This window comes from Dokdonia sp. Asnod3-C12, assembly GCF_045063975.1.
GTDB lineage: Bacteria > Bacteroidota > Bacteroidia > Flavobacteriales > Flavobacteriaceae > Dokdonia.
In genome coordinates this window covers 3,401,524-3,416,400 of sequence record NZ_JBEFNY010000003.1, presented here as the reverse complement: position 1 = coordinate 3,416,400, position 14,877 = coordinate 3,401,524, and the positions used below count along the sequence as shown (strand labels likewise).

Here is a 14,877-nt window from a genome sequence, read left to right as displayed (position 1 = left end):
TATTATGGAAAAATTACCAAAGATTGGCGTGCCTATAGTTATAGGTATCATTATTTTATTAGTATTAGTTACAAAATCTGCTGTAACCATAGATTCTGGAGAGGCAGGAGTATTATTTAAAACGTTTGGAAATGGTGTCGTGACAGATGAGCCACCTATGAGTGAAGGATTTCACTTAGTTGCGCCATGGAATAAGGTATTTGTTTATGAAGTAAGACAACAAGAGCTTTTTGAAAAAATGAAAGTTTTATCGTCTAATGGATTAGAAATACAAATTGACGCCTCTGCTTGGTATGAGCCAGTGCGCAAAGATTTAGGAAATCTACACCAAACACTAGGTAAAGATTATTTACAACGAGTAATCCAGCCAGCTATACGATCTGCAGCACGTAGTGTAGTAGGTAGATATACACCTGAGCAATTGTACTCAAGTAAAAGAGATGCTATACAGGACGAAATATTTGTAGAGACTAAAGCTATTTTGTCTAAGCAATATGTGCAACTTAATGAGGTATTAGTAAGAGACGTGACGCTTCCTAATACTATAAAAGACGCAATTGAAAGAAAACTAAGACAAGAGCAAGAATCTTTAGAGTACGAGTTTAGACTTGTAACAGCATCTAAAGAAGCAGAAAAAGTGCGTATTGAAGCTCAAGGTAAAGCAGATGCAAATAAGATTTTAAGTGCTTCTTTGACAGATAAAATTCTTCAAGACAAAGGAATTGATGCAACTATAGAATTATCAAAGTCACCTAATTCTAAAGTTATCGTTGTTGGTTCTGGTGATTCTGGACTTCCACTAATTTTAGGAAATAATTAGAATACTTCATAAAACTATAAGAAAGCGTTAAGATGACGCTTTCGCGAAAGCTTATATCTTTACAATCCATGCGAATTCACGTGTGGATTGTAAAGATTTTTTTTATGTATAGATATCAGAAAATACTTTTCTTGTTTGGATTCATACTTGCTATAAGCTGTGGTCAAAATGTAGAAAGTCAAAATAGCAAAAAGGGTTATGCACCTGAAGCAGTAAAGAAAACGTTTCAAGCAAAATATCCAGGAGAGAATGATCCAGACTGGCACGTTGATTCAAATGGGAACTATGAATCTAGGTTTAGAATAGATGGAGTACGTCACAGAGCAGACTTTAGTCCTAACGGTTCATGGATCGAGACAGAAGTAAGTATAGAGAAAGATGACCTGCCTAAAGTTGTTCAAAAAGCGATAGATGATAATTACTCAGACGAAGAAATAACAGAAATAGAACGCGTTCAAAGCGCCGCAAAAGGATTGTTTTACGATGTAGAGTTTAAGAGAAAAGGAAAGAATATGGATATTGAGTTTAATGAATCTGGAGTTAAGATTAATTAAGACTAGACATCAATAGTACTTATAAAAAAACCACCTAATAGGTGGTTTTTTTATGTTTCATCTTTTTTTTTGGATTTTGAGCATCTTCCAGTAATTGTTCTTTGAGCCTGATTGCTTTGGCAACCCATCGATCATTTTTAATTCTATCTGGAAAAAATTTAATAAGCTTAGTTATAATTTCAATATCTTCTTTGGTCAATCTACTTATTTGATCAAAAGTGTAAATGCCTAACTCATTTAATTTTGCTTCAGTATAAGGTCCTATACCTATAATTTGTTGAAGTTCATTTTTATCAGAAACTGTAGCTTTACCTATTCTTTCAAAATTAATAAGGTCTGTGTAGTCTTTCTCTACTAATTTCTCAGAAATAACTTCTTGAGAAAAAGCTCGATTTCTCACCTTGAGGTGATCAAACTCTTCATCCATTCTATCTTTCCTAAAAACTCCATCTGCCTTGCGGTCTAGTTCGTCTTGCAGATTATCAATAGTCTCTTTTAGGTTTTTTATAGTATCACTTTGAGTTGCAAGTTTCTTCTTAAGAACAATTTTACTGTATAAATGTGAACCTATATAACCAATTAAAAAGGCAACAAGAGTCATTACAAATGTCTCTATGTATGCAACTGGTATTGATATAGCTTCTTGTGATACACTCATATTAATCTACTATAATTTCTATTCTATTATTCTCTTGTCTGCCAGAGAGAGTCTCATTGTTTGCTATTGGTTCTTCCTCACCTCGAGATGTTGCTGTTATCTTGCGCCTTGGTATTCCTCTTCGTGCCGTGAGATACCATTTTACTTGTCGAGACATTTTAAGTCCTTGATTAAAATTATCCTTACTGCTTCCTACATTATCAGTGTGGCCTAGTATGGTAACCTTTTTATCAGGATTCTCTTTCAATAGTTGTCTAAGCTCTGTCGCATATTCAACTAATTCCTTGTCAAGTATAAGATCTGTATTGTTATAACGAGGGTAAAAGATATTGCTAGAAAAAGAAGGGCCCATAAATGAGTTAAGTTCCTTTTCAAATTCTAACGCAGGCTCATCTTTTGTAATATCTATAGTATCACTAATTGCAATAGATTTTTGAATTTCTTCTGCAAGTAGGGAAGAGGTCTCATGTTCAATTCCATATAAATCTAAACTATCTGGAGCAAAACGAGTCGTTGTCGACCTTGTTTTAGAAACGTCTCGGGGAGGTGATTGTTGTTCTTTTGGTTTGAGGACGCTTTTATCTGAATTATCTTTCTCCTCAACAACTTGTTGTACGGCACTGTCACTAGTAGCCTCTCTTGTACTTACAAAGTAAATACAGCCAGAAGTCCATAGTAAAAAAACGAAGAATGCCCCAAAAAATCCCTTCATCGATTATGCTAAGCGAGCACTATTATAGGTAATAGCACTATGTCCAAAGTTACAGAAAAGTTGTCAATGTTAAGAATTAATTAAATTAGGTTATCCACTTGTTTTTAACAAAGAACTTCTTAAATTTGTACCACAATGATTAATAATAACACACATCACCATCATACTTCAATCATCGCTCAAGCGAGGTAAAGAGTATGTATATATTTCATATTAAAAACCCGTTTGAATTACTCAAGCGGGTTTTTTCTTTTGAGTAATTTGGACATTAAAAAATTATCATGAGTCAAAAAATTAGAATTGCTATTCAAAAATCTGGACGCCTTAATGAGGAATCGTTACAACTACTTAAAAATTGTGGTGTATCTATTGATAATGGAAAAGACCAGCTCAAAGCAACGGCTAGAAACTTTCCGTTAGAAGTACTTTATTTACGTAATGGAGATATACCTCAATACTTAAGAGATGGTGTTGTAGATATCGCAATCTTAGGTGAAAACACTTTAATTGAAAAAGGTAAGGATTTACCAATTGTAGAGAGATTAGGTTTTTCAAAGTGTAAAGTTTCACTAGCTATTCCTAAAGGTCAGAAATATAATTCTGTTAAGGACTTTGAAGGTAAACGCATTGCCACATCTTATCCGAACACTGTAAAGGAGTATCTAGATAGTAAAGGTGTAAAAGCAGAATTACATATTATCAATGGCTCTGTAGAAATTGCCCCAAGTATAGGCCTAGCAGATGCTGTTTGTGATATTGTTTCTAGTGGTAGCACATTATTTAAGAATAACCTCAAAGAAGTGGAGCAAATGCTTACTTCAGAAGCTGTTCTGACAGTGTCGCCTAACATCTCAAAGGAGAGAGAGGCAATTCTTGAGACGCTTAAATTTCGTATAAGAGCTGTACTTACAGGTGAGCGTAGTAAGTATGTACTTATGAATGTACCTAATAATAAACTAGATGAAGTGATTGCAATGCTTCCTGGAATGAGAAGTCCTACTGTTTTACCTCTAGCAGAAAAAGATTGGAGTAGTGTACACTCTGTGATAGATAAAAATAGTTTCTGGGATGTTATAGATAATTTAAAATCTGCAGGAGCCGAAGGCATTTTAGTGTGTCCTATTGAAAAAATGGTACTATAAATTTATTTTGCTATGAATAAGATCTATAATCCAGAAAAAAGTGAGTGGGAGAAAATCCTTAAAAGACCTACTCAAACAGTAGATGATATCGAGGCTACAGTAAATGATATCTTTAGAGAGGTAAAGTTAAAGGGAGATGAGGCAGTTGCAAAATATACGTCCATTTTTGATAATGTTACTTTAGATACTATCACTGTATCTGATCGTGAAATACGAAATGCAGAAAATTCTTTATCTATAGAATTAAAAGAGGCGATACAGCTAGCAAAAGGAAATATTGAACGTTTCCATACAGCACAAAAAACTTCTAGAGTAGCAGTAACTACAACAGATGGAGTAGATTGCTGGCAAGAAAAACGACCTATTCAAAAAGTAGGACTTTATATCCCTGGAGGAACAGCACCATTATTTTCGACAATATTGATGCTTGCGACTCCTGCAAATATTGCTGGTTGTAAAGAAATTGTATTATGTACACCTCCAGATAAAAATGGAAATGTAAATCCTGCAATTTTATACACCGCAAAGCTGAGCGGAGTTACTAAAATTTTTAAAGTAGGAGGTATTCAAGCAATTGCTGCGATGACTTTTGGAACGGAGACGGTGCCTCAAGTATATAAAATATTTGGCCCAGGAAATCAGTTTGTCACAGTTGCAAAACAAATAGCAACAAAGCACGGTGTAGCTATCGATATGCCCGCTGGACCTTCAGAGTTATTAGTGGTGGCAGATGGTTCGGCAGATGCGAGTTTTGTAGCATCAGACTTATTAAGCCAAGCAGAGCACGGTGTTGATAGCCAAGTTATTTTAGTAGCAACTTCTCGTAAACTCATAGATGATGTAGAAAGAGAAGTGGAAATGCAAATGAGTACGCTTTCGCGAAAGCATATTGCAGAAAAAGCCATCGAAAACAGTAAACTAATATATGTTGAAAACGATGAAACTGCATTAGCACTAATTGATGAGTACGGCCCGGAGCATTTTATTGTATGCATGAAAAACGAAAACTTTTATGTGGATAATATCATGAATGCAGGATCTGTATTTATAGGTAACTATACGCCTGAGAGTGCTGGAGATTATGCATCTGGAACAAATCACACACTACCTACTAACGGTTATGCAAAGCAATACAGCGGTGTAAACCTTGATAGTTTTATGAAGTCTATGACTTTCCAAAAAATATCACCCAAAGGGATTCAAAATATAGGTCCAGCTATTGAGCTTATGGCTGCTGCAGAGGGACTTGATGCACATAAAAATGCGGTAACTCTTAGACTTAAAAAATTACAATAAGCTACATCTTTTAGTATGAATAAAACCTTTAGTATCTCTAGTCTCGTCCGTCCTAACGTGGCAAGCATGCAAGCTTATAGCTCTGCTAGAGATGAGTTTACAGATTTTGATAAGGAAATGATATTTCTTGATGCAAATGAAAATCCATTTGAAAATGGTGTAAATAGATATCCAGATCCGCAGCAACGCACTTTAAAGAGCCTTATAGCTGCACAGCGCGGTATTTCTGAGAGCCAATTGTTATTGGGTAACGGTAGTGATGAAGTGCTTGATTTAATATTTAGAGCATTTTGTATTCCTGGTAAGGATGAAATCATCACTGTACCACCTACATATGGAATGTACAAGGTACTTGCTGGAACTAATGATATTAAAAATACAGAAGTCTTACTTAATCAAGATTTCCAACTTAATACTGAAGGTATTTTGACTGCCATAAATGAGCATACAAAGCTAATTTTTATTTGCTCGCCAAATAATCCAACAGGTAATGTAATTGATGCAGCTGCTATTATTGAGATTTTAGAGACTTTTAAAGGTCTAGTTATTCTTGATGAAGCATACATAGATTTTGCAACTACAGAAAGTTGGTCAAAACAATTATCTCAATATCCTAATTTAATAATCACGCAAACACTATCTAAGGCTTATGGCCTTGCAGGTATACGTTTAGGCTTATGCCTTGCAAGTGATGAGATTATTACTGTTTTAAATAAAATTAAGCCTCCCTATAACGTAAACGCTCTTACACAAGAAAGAGCTTATAATAGGTTAGTGCAAACGGAGACTATAGATACAGAAATAAATACGCTTTTAGAGAACAGAGCGGCTTTATCAAAGGTCTTACAAGAAGTACCATTTGTTAAAGAGATTTTTCCATCTGACGCAAACTTTATTCTAGCAAGAGTAGATGATGCAAACGAGCGTTACAAGCAACTTATAGCTCTTGGGATTGTTGTACGTAACAGAAGCACACAACCTTTGTGTGAGAATACACTACGTTTTACAGTAGGAACTACAGAAGAAAATACACAACTTATAAACGCACTTAATACACTAAAATAATGGCTAAAAAAGTCCTTTTTATCGACCGTGATGGTACAATGATTAAAGAAACGGTAGATGAACAAATCGATGCGTTTGAAAAAATGATATTCTATCCTAAGTGTTTTACATGGTTAGGTAAGATTGCTCAAGAACTCGATTATGAGCTTGTGATGATTACAAATCAAGATGGTTTAGGTACCGACTCTTTTCCAGAAGACACCTTCTGGCCAGTGCACAATTTCATAATGAAGTCTTTTGAAAACGAAGGTGTTTTTTTTGATAATGTATTTTTAGACCGCACATTTCCGCACGAAAATAAAGACACTAGAAAACCTGGTACAGGTTTATTAACTCAATACTTTTCTGAGGAGTATGACCTTGCAAACTCATTTGTAATAGGTGACCGCCTTACAGATATGCAACTAGCAACAAACTTAGGCGCAAAAGGGATATTTATTAATGATGATACTAATCTTGGTATGGGAGAAATCACTATCTCACAAGATGATTTGAATAAAGATATTGCCCTAGAGACTAACGATTGGCAGAAGATTTATGAGTTTCTCAAGTTAGAAAGACGTGTTGCTACGCTTTCGCGAAAAACGAATGAAACAGACATAAACATTACTCTGAACCTTGATGGTACTGGTAAATCAAATATAGATACTGGGCTTTCTTTCTTTGATCATATGTTGGATCAAATTGCTCGTCATGGGCAAATGGATTTAGATATCCAAGTAAAAGGAGACCTAGAAGTAGATGAACACCACACGATAGAAGATACGGCAATCGCCCTAGGAGAAGTGTTTGCCATCGCTTTAGGAAATAAATTAGGAATAGAACGTTACGGTTTTTGCTTGCCTATGGATGATTGTCTTGCGCAAGTTGCTATAGACTTTGGAGGAAGAAACTGGCTAGTTTGGGAAGCAGATTTTAATCGTGAGATGATAGGTAAAATGCCTACAGAAATGTTTTATCACTTCTTTAAATCGTTTACAGATGGTTCAAAAGCAAACCTTAATATCAAAGCCGAAGGAACAAACGAGCACCACAAAATAGAAGCTATCTTCAAAGCATTTGCAAAGGCTATTAAAGTAGCGGTAAAGAGAGATGCAGATAAGATGATTTTACCATCTACAAAAGGGATGCTGTAATGAAAATAGTAATAATTAATTATGGCGCTGGTAATATACAGAGCATAAAATTTGCGATAGAACGCTTAGGATTTAAAGCCACTTTAAGCAATGATGAAGAAGAAATTCGTTCGGCAGATAAGGTGATTTTTCCAGGAGTAGGCGAGGCGAGTAGTGCCATGTCAAAACTGAGAGAAACGGGTCTTGATAAAGTGATTCCTACATTAAAGCAGCCTGTTTTAGGAATCTGTCTTGGGATGCAACTTATGTGTAACCGTTCTGAAGAGGGTAATACAGAAGGGCTGAGAATCTTTGATGTAGATGTGTTACGCTTTCGCGAAAGCGTAAAAGTCCCACAAATACAGTGGAACAAGATTACTGATCTTAAATCTCCATTATTTAAAGGAGTAGAGGATGGATCATTTATTTATATGGTGCATAGTTTTTACGCCCCAGTAACTACCGAAACCATAGCGACCACTTCTTATGGAATTCCTTACGGAAGTGCTTTTGCAAAGGATAACTTTTATGGAACACAGTTTCACCCAGAAAAATCTAGTAATGTGGGAGAACAAATACTTAAAAACTTTTTAGAATTATGAGGATTATACCTGCAATAGATATCATAGAGGGAGCTTGTGTACGCCTTTCTAAGGGTGATTATGCAACGAAGAAAGTGTATAATGAAAATCCGCTTGAGGTTGCAAAGCAATTTGAAGCACACGGGATTACACACTTACACCTTGTAGATCTAGATGGCGCAAAGAGTAAGCATATTGTAAACCATAAGATTCTTGAACAAATTGCTTCTCAAACGAGTTTAAAAGTAGATTTTGGTGGAGGATTGAAAACAGATGAGGACTTAAGGATTGCTTTTGAAAGTGGTGCTTCTCAAATCACTGGTGGAAGTATTGCTGTAAAAAATCCGGACACATTCAAGAGCTGGCTATCAAAATTTGGGAGTGATAAAATTATCTTGGGAGCAGATGCTCATAATAGAAAAATTGCAATCTCTGGATGGCTTGAAGAGTCTGATGATGATGTGGTAGAGTTTATAAGCTCTTACAACAAGGAAGGAGTATCTTATGTTATTTGTACAGATATAAGTAAAGACGGTATGCTTGAAGGTCCTAGTTTTGACTTATATGAAGAGATATTAAAGAGTACGCCAGATTTGAAATTAATTGCGTCAGGCGGAATTTCTACTTTTGATGAGCTTCCTAAGCTTGCAGCAATGGGTTGCGAAGGGACGATTATAGGAAAAGCTATTTATGAGAATAGAATCTCATTAAAGCAGCTAGAGAATTATATTTTAGAAACAAAGGCGTAGTATGCAAAGTAGCTGGCACGAAGATTTTAAAGAAAATGCTATTTTTCGTTTAGACGAGAATGTGCGCATGATTAGTATTGCTTTATCCAAAATCTCAGAAGACGAAATTTGGATAAAGCAAAATCAAGCTCTCAATACACTTGGTAATCAGCTATTGCATATCTGTGGTAATCTAACTCAGTACATTATATCTGGACTTGGTGGTAAGCCAGATGAGCGTGATCGTGAGCTAGAATTTTCAACAGAAGATGGGTATACTAGAGATGAGCTTCTTCAAAAATTGTTGCTTACTGTACAGTCTGCGACTATTATAATAGAAGATGCATTACCTGAAAATCTTTTGAATAAAAGACAAGTGCAAGGATTCAAATATTCTGGAATAGGACTTGTGCTTCACGCAGTAGAGCATTTTTCATTTCATACTGGTCAAGTTGCTTCACAAGTCAAATTAATCATAGATGAACCATTAGGTTTTTACGTGGGTTATGATTTAAATGTACACAATGAAGGTCCTAAAAGTTCTCAAGATGATGTGGACGATATAGAAGACTTAAGCTAGAAAGTCTACAATATGCTTACGCACTTCTTCTTGATACAAGGAGTGCCCGTAGCCTTCCGTTTCAATATAGGTGCTCCCTTTCCAATTTTTGTGGATATTTTGAGAAGCAGAGACGGGCGTTATTTTATCATACTTATCATGAATAATCAACGCTGGTAGGGTAAGAGATTTTGCAAATGCCGCACCAGAGAATTCTTTAAAATTATACCCAAATAATTCCTTGACTAATTTTTCTAAGGCAGTCATAGTTCTATTATTCAAGCCAAGAATTGCCTTATAGCCCACCATAATTTCTGCAAGCTCTGAGGCAGATCCTAAGATTACAGCAGATGTCAAGCCTTCGGGTTTGTAAGTAAACTGATGAAACACCGTTGCAAGACCACCTATCGAGTGTGCGATAATATGATCAGGTTTATAAGCATTGACTGCAGTTTCTATTGCCTGTGCATATCTTGGAACGTTAAGTAACTTTCCAGTTGAGTACCCATGAGCAGGTGCATCTATGGCATAGATATCATAATTCTTTTCCTGTAGGTCTTCTATAAGTCTATACCATCTATAAGTATTACTTTCCCATCCATGAATGAGAAGAACCTTTTTGCCAGTTCCTTTCCAATGATATGACTGAAGCTCACAAGATCCAGAATCTAATTTTTCAAACTTTGGATTTTCTAAATATGGAATTTGCTCCCCATAAGGTCTGCCTTTGCGAGGAGTACAAAAGATATTAAATGATTGCTGCGCTGCTTTGGCAGGACTAGCAAGACTAACGCTATTAATTTTTGCCCCTATAAGTTTAGGTATAAGGCGTTGTAGTGACTTTTTCAATAGTAATATTATTCTCTGTTAACGGAATCTGGCGAAAATGCAGGAGTACAAATGGACATATACTCGCATTCTTCAGTAAATGGATTGCTGTATTGAACTCTTGTATTACGTTCTATTTTAATGCTTTGACCCATTTCCAGTATTAAAGTTTCGTTTTCTATGATAAATTGTTTCTTACCACGTATTATATAAGTATACTCGTCAAATTCTGGAGTTTGAAAAGGCTCGCTCCATCCCGGTGGTGCAACCATGTGAGCTATGCTTACATCTGTATTTCCATCTGTGGCACGACCCCAGTGCTCCTCTATTAACTTTCCATCTGTAGTAGGCACTACAAATGGGCTTTTCTGAATTTTATATTTTTTATTCATTACCAGCTTATTTGAACATATTTAATAGGTGCATCATCTGGAATTTGAGAAAGCTCTACTTTAGATTGTGTGTCAAACATAAGTTCAGATGGAAGGTGCTTTTTATCGATTGTAAAGAAGATATCATTATCCTCGATAAGAACAACAATGGTAGATATCAAGTTGTCTATACGTTTAATCTTATAACCGTCTTGAATATCTTTAAAGGTACTTTTTGTCGTTACTCCTTCAGTCGTTTTAAAGCGCTCATCATATACACGTATATAATTTATAGTAGCATCGCTTTCGTTTGAACTAGGCCCTAGTTCTAACAGTTTTTTACCTCCTTTTTCAAAAACGGTCACATATCCTTGTGGCGTTTTAAAATCTGTGGCTCCTGTAGCATCTACAAGACTATCATTTGCAAAGGCAGTTTTGAGTTCGCTTACCTTCGTTGTTTTTGTAAGTGGTCCTACAGTCTCATTGGAGATACTGAAGTTTCCAGAATTACTACAGCTTGCTACTACTAGTCCTAAAAGTGATAATGTTATAATGTGTTTTTTCATAAAATATAGATGCACCTCATATGTGATGGATGCTATTATTTGTAATAAAACTACCGCTAGGTGAGCTTTAAATATTTTAATGGTTTCTAACTATTTAAGCATTTTACCAAGTATACCAAATACTCCGCGTATTACTGTAGCACTTGTAAGTACCTTAATTAATGCTTTTGCTCCAGCACTTTGTGTGCTTTTTGAACTAGATGATCTAGAAGAAGACTTTGTTGCTTTGGCACGTTCTTCTTTAGCTTTTTCCTTTGCTTCAGATTCGTTTGCTTTATCTATCTTTTTCTGTAAAAGTTCGTAAGCACTCTCACGGTCTGTGAGTTCGCTATACTTTTCTACTAGTTCAGATCTATCATTAATACTATCAATCTCTTTTTGAGTAAGCACGTCCATACGCGACATAGGAGCACGTAACATTGTTGCAGCAAGTGGAGTAGGGCGACCTTTCTCATCAAGGGCAGAAATTAATGCTTCCCCTATACCTAACGAGGTAAGGACCGACTTGGTATCGTAGTATGGAGAATCTGGATAGTTTTCGGCAGTAAGTTTAATTGCTTTTCTATCTTTTGCAGTAAATGCACGTAATGCATGTTGTACTTTTAGACCTAGCTGACTCAATACTCCGTCTGGAATATCTGTTGGGTTTTGAGTTACAAAATAAATTCCAACCCCTTTAGAACGTATTAATTTTACAATACTTTCTATCTGGCTGTGCAGTGCTTTTGAGGCTTCTTTAAATATAAGGTGTGCTTCATCTATAAAGATTACAAGCTCTGGCTTACCGCTATCACCTTGTTCTGGAAAGGTAGAGTAAATCTCTGCCAGCAAGCTCAGCATAAATGTAGAAAACAGTTTAGGTCTGTCTTGAATATCTGTAAGACGAATCACGTTAATAACGCCACGACCATCTTCTGTTTTTCTAGTAAGATCATCTGTATCAAAAGACTTTTCCCCAAAAAAGATATCTGCTCCTTGTTGTTCTAGCTCAACAATCTTACGTAAGATAGATCCAGAAGATGCAGGAGATATTCTTCCGTAATTTTCTTCTATTTCTCCTTTACCTTCCTTAGTAGCGTACTGTAAGATTTTTTTAAAATCCTTTAAATCTAGTAAAGGCAATTTATTATCATCACTGTATTTAAAAAGAATAGAGATAATACCAGATTGTGCAACCGTAGCATCAAGAATACGAGAAAATAATACAGGTCCAAACTCACTTACTGTGGCTCTTAGTCTCACCCCATTTTGATCTGAGAGTGTGAGAAGTTCTACGGGGAAATCTTTAGCTTCAAAAGGAACCCCAATTTTTGCATGGCGCTCATCTATCTTAGCATGTCCTGGGCTTGCTTTTGCAATACCAGAAAGATCACCTTTCATATCCATTAAAAGTACAGGGATACCTTTGTCAGATAAGTTTTCGGCTATTATTTGTAGTGTTTTTGTTTTACCCGTTCCAGTTGCTCCGGCTATAAGACCGTGACGATTCAAGGTTTTAAGTGGCACTTTTACATGTGCATTTGTAATCGTCTCACCATCTAGCATCGCAGCTCCCATCGTTATAAAGTCTCCCTTAAACGTATTCCCTGCTTTAATGAATTCTAGAAATTCTTGTTTTTTATCCATATTGGTAGGTTGTTAGTGCGCTTTCGCGAAAGCGTACTACATCATGTAATCTAAAAGTTTAAAAATACGTAATCCTTAAAAAAGGTTCTCATCTATGTGTACATTTATTGTCTAAAAAACAATCTATATGAAAAGACTTCTCTTAAGCGCCGCGTGTTTATTACTTCTTTTGTCTTGTCAAGAAAGACATTCTCTTACTAGACCTGTACCAGAAACCAAGGTTGAAATTAATGAAAAACCTGTCTTTCATAAGTCTCATGAGATCACAAAGAAAGACGCTCCTTTTTCTGACGCAGTACAAGTGGGTAATATGTATTTTCTCTCTGGTCAAATAGGTTTAAATCAAAAAAACCGCACACTAGTACCTGGTGGAGTAACTGCCGAAACAACGCAAACCCTTGAAAACATAAAAGAGGTGTTAGCGCAGCATGATATGGATATGAGTAATGTGGTAAAAGCATTAGTGATACTTGATAATATAGAAGACTTCAAAGCATTCAATGAAGTGTATAGTTCTTATTTCCCTCAAAAACCTGCTAGAACAACCTTCGCTGCCGAATCACTAGCTCTGGGTGCCAAAATTGAAATAGAGGTGATCGCTGTTAAAAATTAATAAGTACCTTATAGAAAAAAATGAAGCTATTAACCAGGTTCTCTTTGATACTCACATGTGTTGCATTTATAAATTGTGATAATGATGACACATTTTCTACTGCTATTGATGAAGAGCAAATAATATTACCTGCAATAGCCATAATAGGGGATGACCTTACTACTGGGACAAGCTTTAACTTAGTGAAGTGGACCGCGTCTTATGAGGATATGATAATTACAGATCTTCAAGAAACAATTGGGTTTGAGTTTGGGTTTTTGCAAAACACTGTAAGAACAGAACTTGCATTTGCTCTAGATTTTCCAGCTACGTCCTATGTATTTTACGATGTGGCTATAGGTGGAATGAGAAGTGTAACAGATTTTTTTAATCCTGATAATGCTACAAATAATTTCTATACTATCAATGCAGAGCAAAGTTTACTCACCTATTATCTAGATGCTTCAAGTAGTTGTTGTGATATCTATGTACATAGCTATAATCAACTATCTGGTACAACCTCAGAATCATATCTAGGTAACGCAGATATAGCGCCTGTTCAATTCAATGTCTTTGCCAGCGGTAATAGATCTTTTGCCATAGCTGTAGATACTTTTACAGGTGTGCGTAATCTATATGTAAATAGCGCAATAGATGGCGAGCGCTTAGGTGTTATAGATGTAAGTGAATATGGTGGTTTTATGTACAATGATGTGCGGGATGAGATGTATCTCTTTAATTTTAATGGTGACGCAGTGTCTCATGTTGTACTTAATATAAACACTTTTACAACGAGCGAGGTTAGTTCGTTTCCTTTAGGATTAAGTATAAGTGATGGCTTTAATGAAGCGCAGTTTTCTCAAAATGAGATGGTCTTTAAGGAGTTTGACGGGATTGTTTCTAGTATTTACTCATATGATACAAATACTATTGTAACCTATGAGAGTACGGATTTAATAAATAGAATTTTTACAGAAACAGGTCGAGGAATCAATATTGTAAATACGTCAATAGATCTGGAAACAAGTACTTACGTGGTGATGGGGACCTATATGGAGGACAATATTGCAAATGGTCTAGTGGTATTGATGAGCTTAGATAAGGAGATTATACTCACGTTAGAAACAGGTAATGTGCGACCTCAAGAAGTAATTTTCTTAAGAGACTAACAAAAAAAATACCACCTCGCGAGAGGTGGTATTTATATATTTAGGGTAATTTATTCTTTAAATATCATCAAAGCTTACATCTGTAAACTTGTCTGGGCTCATGCTACTAGGCTTCTCTGAAGAAACAGCTCCTGAGTCTACAACTTCTGTTGGCTCTGGGCGTGAGTAATCATTCTGGTGACGGTCTGATATTACTTCTTCTCCTTTTTCATCAAGAATGTATGAAGTCATATCATTCAAGTTTTCTGTAAAGCCAGCAAAGTCTTCTTTGTATAAGTAGATTTTATGTTTCTTAAAATGGAAAGAACCATCATCATTTGTAAACTTCTTGCTCTCTGTAATGGTAAGGTAATAATCTCCTGCCTTCGTAGATCTTACATCAAAAAAGTAAGTGCGTCTTCCTGCTCTTAATACTTTTGAGAAAATCTCTTCATTGTCACGTCCTTCGTAATCACTCATAATATTCCTTATTGTTTGGATTGTGTTTATCTACTT

Annotated in this window: 18 protein-coding genes; 11 read left to right on the top strand and 7 right to left on the bottom strand. The window is 35.8% G+C overall.

Annotated elements, in window-relative coordinates:
• Nucleotides 1–4 precede the first annotated feature (4 nt).
• Both ACJJVW_RS15395 and ACJJVW_RS15390 read left to right on the top strand, forming a co-directional pair.
• Nucleotides 5–820: a prohibitin family protein gene (locus ACJJVW_RS15395; RefSeq protein ID WP_013752036.1), complete on the top strand. Its 816-nt coding sequence runs from the start codon at nt 5–7 to the stop codon at nt 818–820.
• A 104-nt stretch (nt 821–924) separates the two neighbouring features.
• Nucleotides 925–1,374, top strand: coding sequence for a PepSY-like domain-containing protein (locus ACJJVW_RS15390; protein WP_405253018.1), 450 nt, complete (start codon nt 925–927; stop codon nt 1,372–1,374).
• Nucleotides 1,375–1,408: 34 nt separating this feature from the next.
• Here the strand turns inward: ACJJVW_RS15390 and ACJJVW_RS15385 are convergent, their stop codons facing one another.
• Complete coding sequence (locus ACJJVW_RS15385; RefSeq protein WP_405253016.1) at nt 1,409–2,032, bottom strand: hypothetical protein; 624 nt, start codon at nt 2,030–2,032, stop codon at nt 1,409–1,411.
• A 1-nt stretch (nt 2,033) separates the two neighbouring features.
• Nucleotides 2,034–2,744, bottom strand: a complete 711-nt coding sequence (locus ACJJVW_RS15380; RefSeq protein WP_405253014.1) for an OmpA family protein — start codon at nt 2,742–2,744, stop codon at nt 2,034–2,036.
• Between the two features lie 281 nt (nt 2,745–3,025).
• On the opposite strand from ACJJVW_RS15380, the gene hisG reads away from it, so the two are divergent.
• The 7 genes from hisG to ACJJVW_RS15345 are packed head-to-tail and all read left to right on the top strand — an operon-like array spanning nt 3,026 to nt 9,251.
• Nucleotides 3,026–3,886, top strand: coding sequence for an ATP phosphoribosyltransferase (gene hisG / locus ACJJVW_RS15375; RefSeq protein ID WP_013752040.1), 861 nt, complete (start codon nt 3,026–3,028; stop codon nt 3,884–3,886).
• A gap of 12 nt (nt 3,887–3,898) precedes the next feature.
• The gene (hisD, locus tag ACJJVW_RS15370) at nt 3,899–5,182 is read left to right on the top strand and encodes a histidinol dehydrogenase (protein WP_405253012.1); all 1,284 of its coding nucleotides are present in this window, start codon (nt 3,899–3,901) and stop codon (nt 5,180–5,182) included.
• Nucleotides 5,183–5,197: 15 nt separating this feature from the next.
• On the top strand, nt 5,198–6,247 hold the full coding sequence (gene hisC, locus ACJJVW_RS15365) for a histidinol-phosphate transaminase (RefSeq protein ID WP_405253010.1): 1,050 nt from the start codon (nt 5,198–5,200) through the stop codon (nt 6,245–6,247).
• Complete coding sequence (gene hisB, locus ACJJVW_RS15360) at nt 6,247–7,383, top strand: bifunctional histidinol-phosphatase/imidazoleglycerol-phosphate dehydratase HisB (protein ID WP_405253008.1); 1,137 nt, start codon at nt 6,247–6,249, stop codon at nt 7,381–7,383. Before hisC ends, hisB begins: the two co-directional genes overlap by 1 nt.
• Complete coding sequence (hisH, locus tag ACJJVW_RS15355) at nt 7,383–7,964, top strand: imidazole glycerol phosphate synthase subunit HisH (protein WP_405253006.1); 582 nt, start codon at nt 7,383–7,385, stop codon at nt 7,962–7,964. The genes hisB and hisH overlap by 1 nt, the downstream gene beginning before the upstream one ends.
• Nucleotides 7,961–8,692 (top strand): 1-(5-phosphoribosyl)-5-[(5-phosphoribosylamino)methylideneamino]imidazole-4-carboxamide isomerase, encoded by a 732-nt coding sequence (gene hisA / locus ACJJVW_RS15350; RefSeq protein ID WP_339844202.1) that lies wholly within the window; start codon nt 7,961–7,963, stop codon nt 8,690–8,692. Before hisH ends, hisA begins: the two co-directional genes overlap by 4 nt.
• A gap of 1 nt (nt 8,693) precedes the next feature.
• Nucleotides 8,694–9,251, top strand: coding sequence for a DinB family protein (locus tag ACJJVW_RS15345; RefSeq protein ID WP_405253004.1), 558 nt, complete (start codon nt 8,694–8,696; stop codon nt 9,249–9,251).
• Here the strand turns inward: ACJJVW_RS15345 and ACJJVW_RS15340 are convergent.
• From ACJJVW_RS15340 to ACJJVW_RS15325, 4 genes are all read right to left on the bottom strand, one after another.
• Complete coding sequence (locus tag ACJJVW_RS15340; protein WP_405253002.1) at nt 9,243–10,079, bottom strand: alpha/beta hydrolase; 837 nt, start codon at nt 10,077–10,079, stop codon at nt 9,243–9,245. The genes ACJJVW_RS15345 and ACJJVW_RS15340 overlap by 9 nt on opposite strands.
• 8 nt (nt 10,080–10,087) lie before the next feature.
• A complete protein-coding gene (locus ACJJVW_RS15335; protein WP_405253000.1) occupies nt 10,088–10,450 on the bottom strand; it encodes a cupin domain-containing protein in 363 nt (120 codons plus the stop codon).
• Nucleotides 10,450–10,995, bottom strand: a complete 546-nt coding sequence (locus tag ACJJVW_RS15330; RefSeq protein ID WP_405252998.1) for a hypothetical protein — start codon at nt 10,993–10,995, stop codon at nt 10,450–10,452. Before ACJJVW_RS15330 ends, ACJJVW_RS15335 begins: the two co-directional genes overlap by 1 nt.
• A 90-nt stretch (nt 10,996–11,085) precedes the next feature.
• Nucleotides 11,086–12,621, bottom strand: coding sequence for a helicase HerA-like domain-containing protein (locus ACJJVW_RS15325; protein ID WP_298325362.1), 1,536 nt, complete (start codon nt 12,619–12,621; stop codon nt 11,086–11,088).
• A 127-nt stretch (nt 12,622–12,748) separates the two neighbouring features.
• Between ACJJVW_RS15325 and ACJJVW_RS15320 the strand changes: the two genes are divergently transcribed.
• Nucleotides 12,749–13,234: a RidA family protein gene (locus ACJJVW_RS15320; protein ID WP_405252996.1), complete on the top strand. Its 486-nt coding sequence runs from the start codon at nt 12,749–12,751 to the stop codon at nt 13,232–13,234.
• A 44-nt stretch (nt 13,235–13,278) separates the two neighbouring features.
• Nucleotides 13,279–14,382 (top strand): hypothetical protein, encoded by a 1,104-nt coding sequence (locus ACJJVW_RS15315; protein WP_405252994.1) that lies wholly within the window; start codon nt 13,279–13,281, stop codon nt 14,380–14,382.
• A gap of 57 nt (nt 14,383–14,439) precedes the next feature.
• Here ACJJVW_RS15315 and ACJJVW_RS15310 read toward each other — a convergent pair whose 3' ends face one another.
• Nucleotides 14,440–14,841: a PUR family DNA/RNA-binding protein gene (locus ACJJVW_RS15310; RefSeq protein ID WP_013752053.1), complete on the bottom strand. Its 402-nt coding sequence runs from the start codon at nt 14,839–14,841 to the stop codon at nt 14,440–14,442.
• Between the last annotated feature and the right edge of the window lie 36 nt (nt 14,842–14,877).

Coding starts and splice junctions, on each gene's coding strand:
- ACJJVW_RS15395 (WP_013752036.1), top strand. CDS start 5: ATGGAAAAATTACCAAAGATTGGCGTGCCTATAGTTATAGGTATCATT.
- ACJJVW_RS15390 (WP_405253018.1), top strand. CDS start 925: ATGTATAGATATCAGAAAATACTTTTCTTGTTTGGATTCATACTTGCT.
- ACJJVW_RS15385 (WP_405253016.1), bottom strand. CDS start 2,032: ATGAGTGTATCACAAGAAGCTATATCAATACCAGTTGCATACATAGAG.
- ACJJVW_RS15380 (WP_405253014.1), bottom strand. CDS start 2,744: ATGAAGGGATTTTTTGGGGCATTCTTCGTTTTTTTACTATGGACTTCT.
- hisG (WP_013752040.1), top strand. CDS start 3,026: ATGAGTCAAAAAATTAGAATTGCTATTCAAAAATCTGGACGCCTTAAT.
- hisD (WP_405253012.1), top strand. CDS start 3,899: ATGAATAAGATCTATAATCCAGAAAAAAGTGAGTGGGAGAAAATCCTT.
- hisC (WP_405253010.1), top strand. CDS start 5,198: ATGAATAAAACCTTTAGTATCTCTAGTCTCGTCCGTCCTAACGTGGCA.
- hisB (WP_405253008.1), top strand. CDS start 6,247: ATGGCTAAAAAAGTCCTTTTTATCGACCGTGATGGTACAATGATTAAA.
- hisH (WP_405253006.1), top strand. CDS start 7,383: ATGAAAATAGTAATAATTAATTATGGCGCTGGTAATATACAGAGCATA.
- hisA (WP_339844202.1), top strand. CDS start 7,961: ATGAGGATTATACCTGCAATAGATATCATAGAGGGAGCTTGTGTACGC.
- ACJJVW_RS15345 (WP_405253004.1), top strand. CDS start 8,694: ATGCAAAGTAGCTGGCACGAAGATTTTAAAGAAAATGCTATTTTTCGT.
- ACJJVW_RS15335 (WP_405253000.1), bottom strand. CDS start 10,450: ATGAATAAAAAATATAAAATTCAGAAAAGCCCATTTGTAGTGCCTACT.
- ACJJVW_RS15330 (WP_405252998.1), bottom strand. CDS start 10,995: ATGAAAAAACACATTATAACATTATCACTTTTAGGACTAGTAGTAGCA.
- ACJJVW_RS15325 (WP_298325362.1), bottom strand. CDS start 12,621: ATGGATAAAAAACAAGAATTTCTAGAATTCATTAAAGCAGGGAATACG.
- ACJJVW_RS15320 (WP_405252996.1), top strand. CDS start 12,749: ATGAAAAGACTTCTCTTAAGCGCCGCGTGTTTATTACTTCTTTTGTCT.
- ACJJVW_RS15310 (WP_013752053.1), bottom strand. CDS start 14,841: ATGAGTGATTACGAAGGACGTGACAATGAAGAGATTTTCTCAAAAGTA.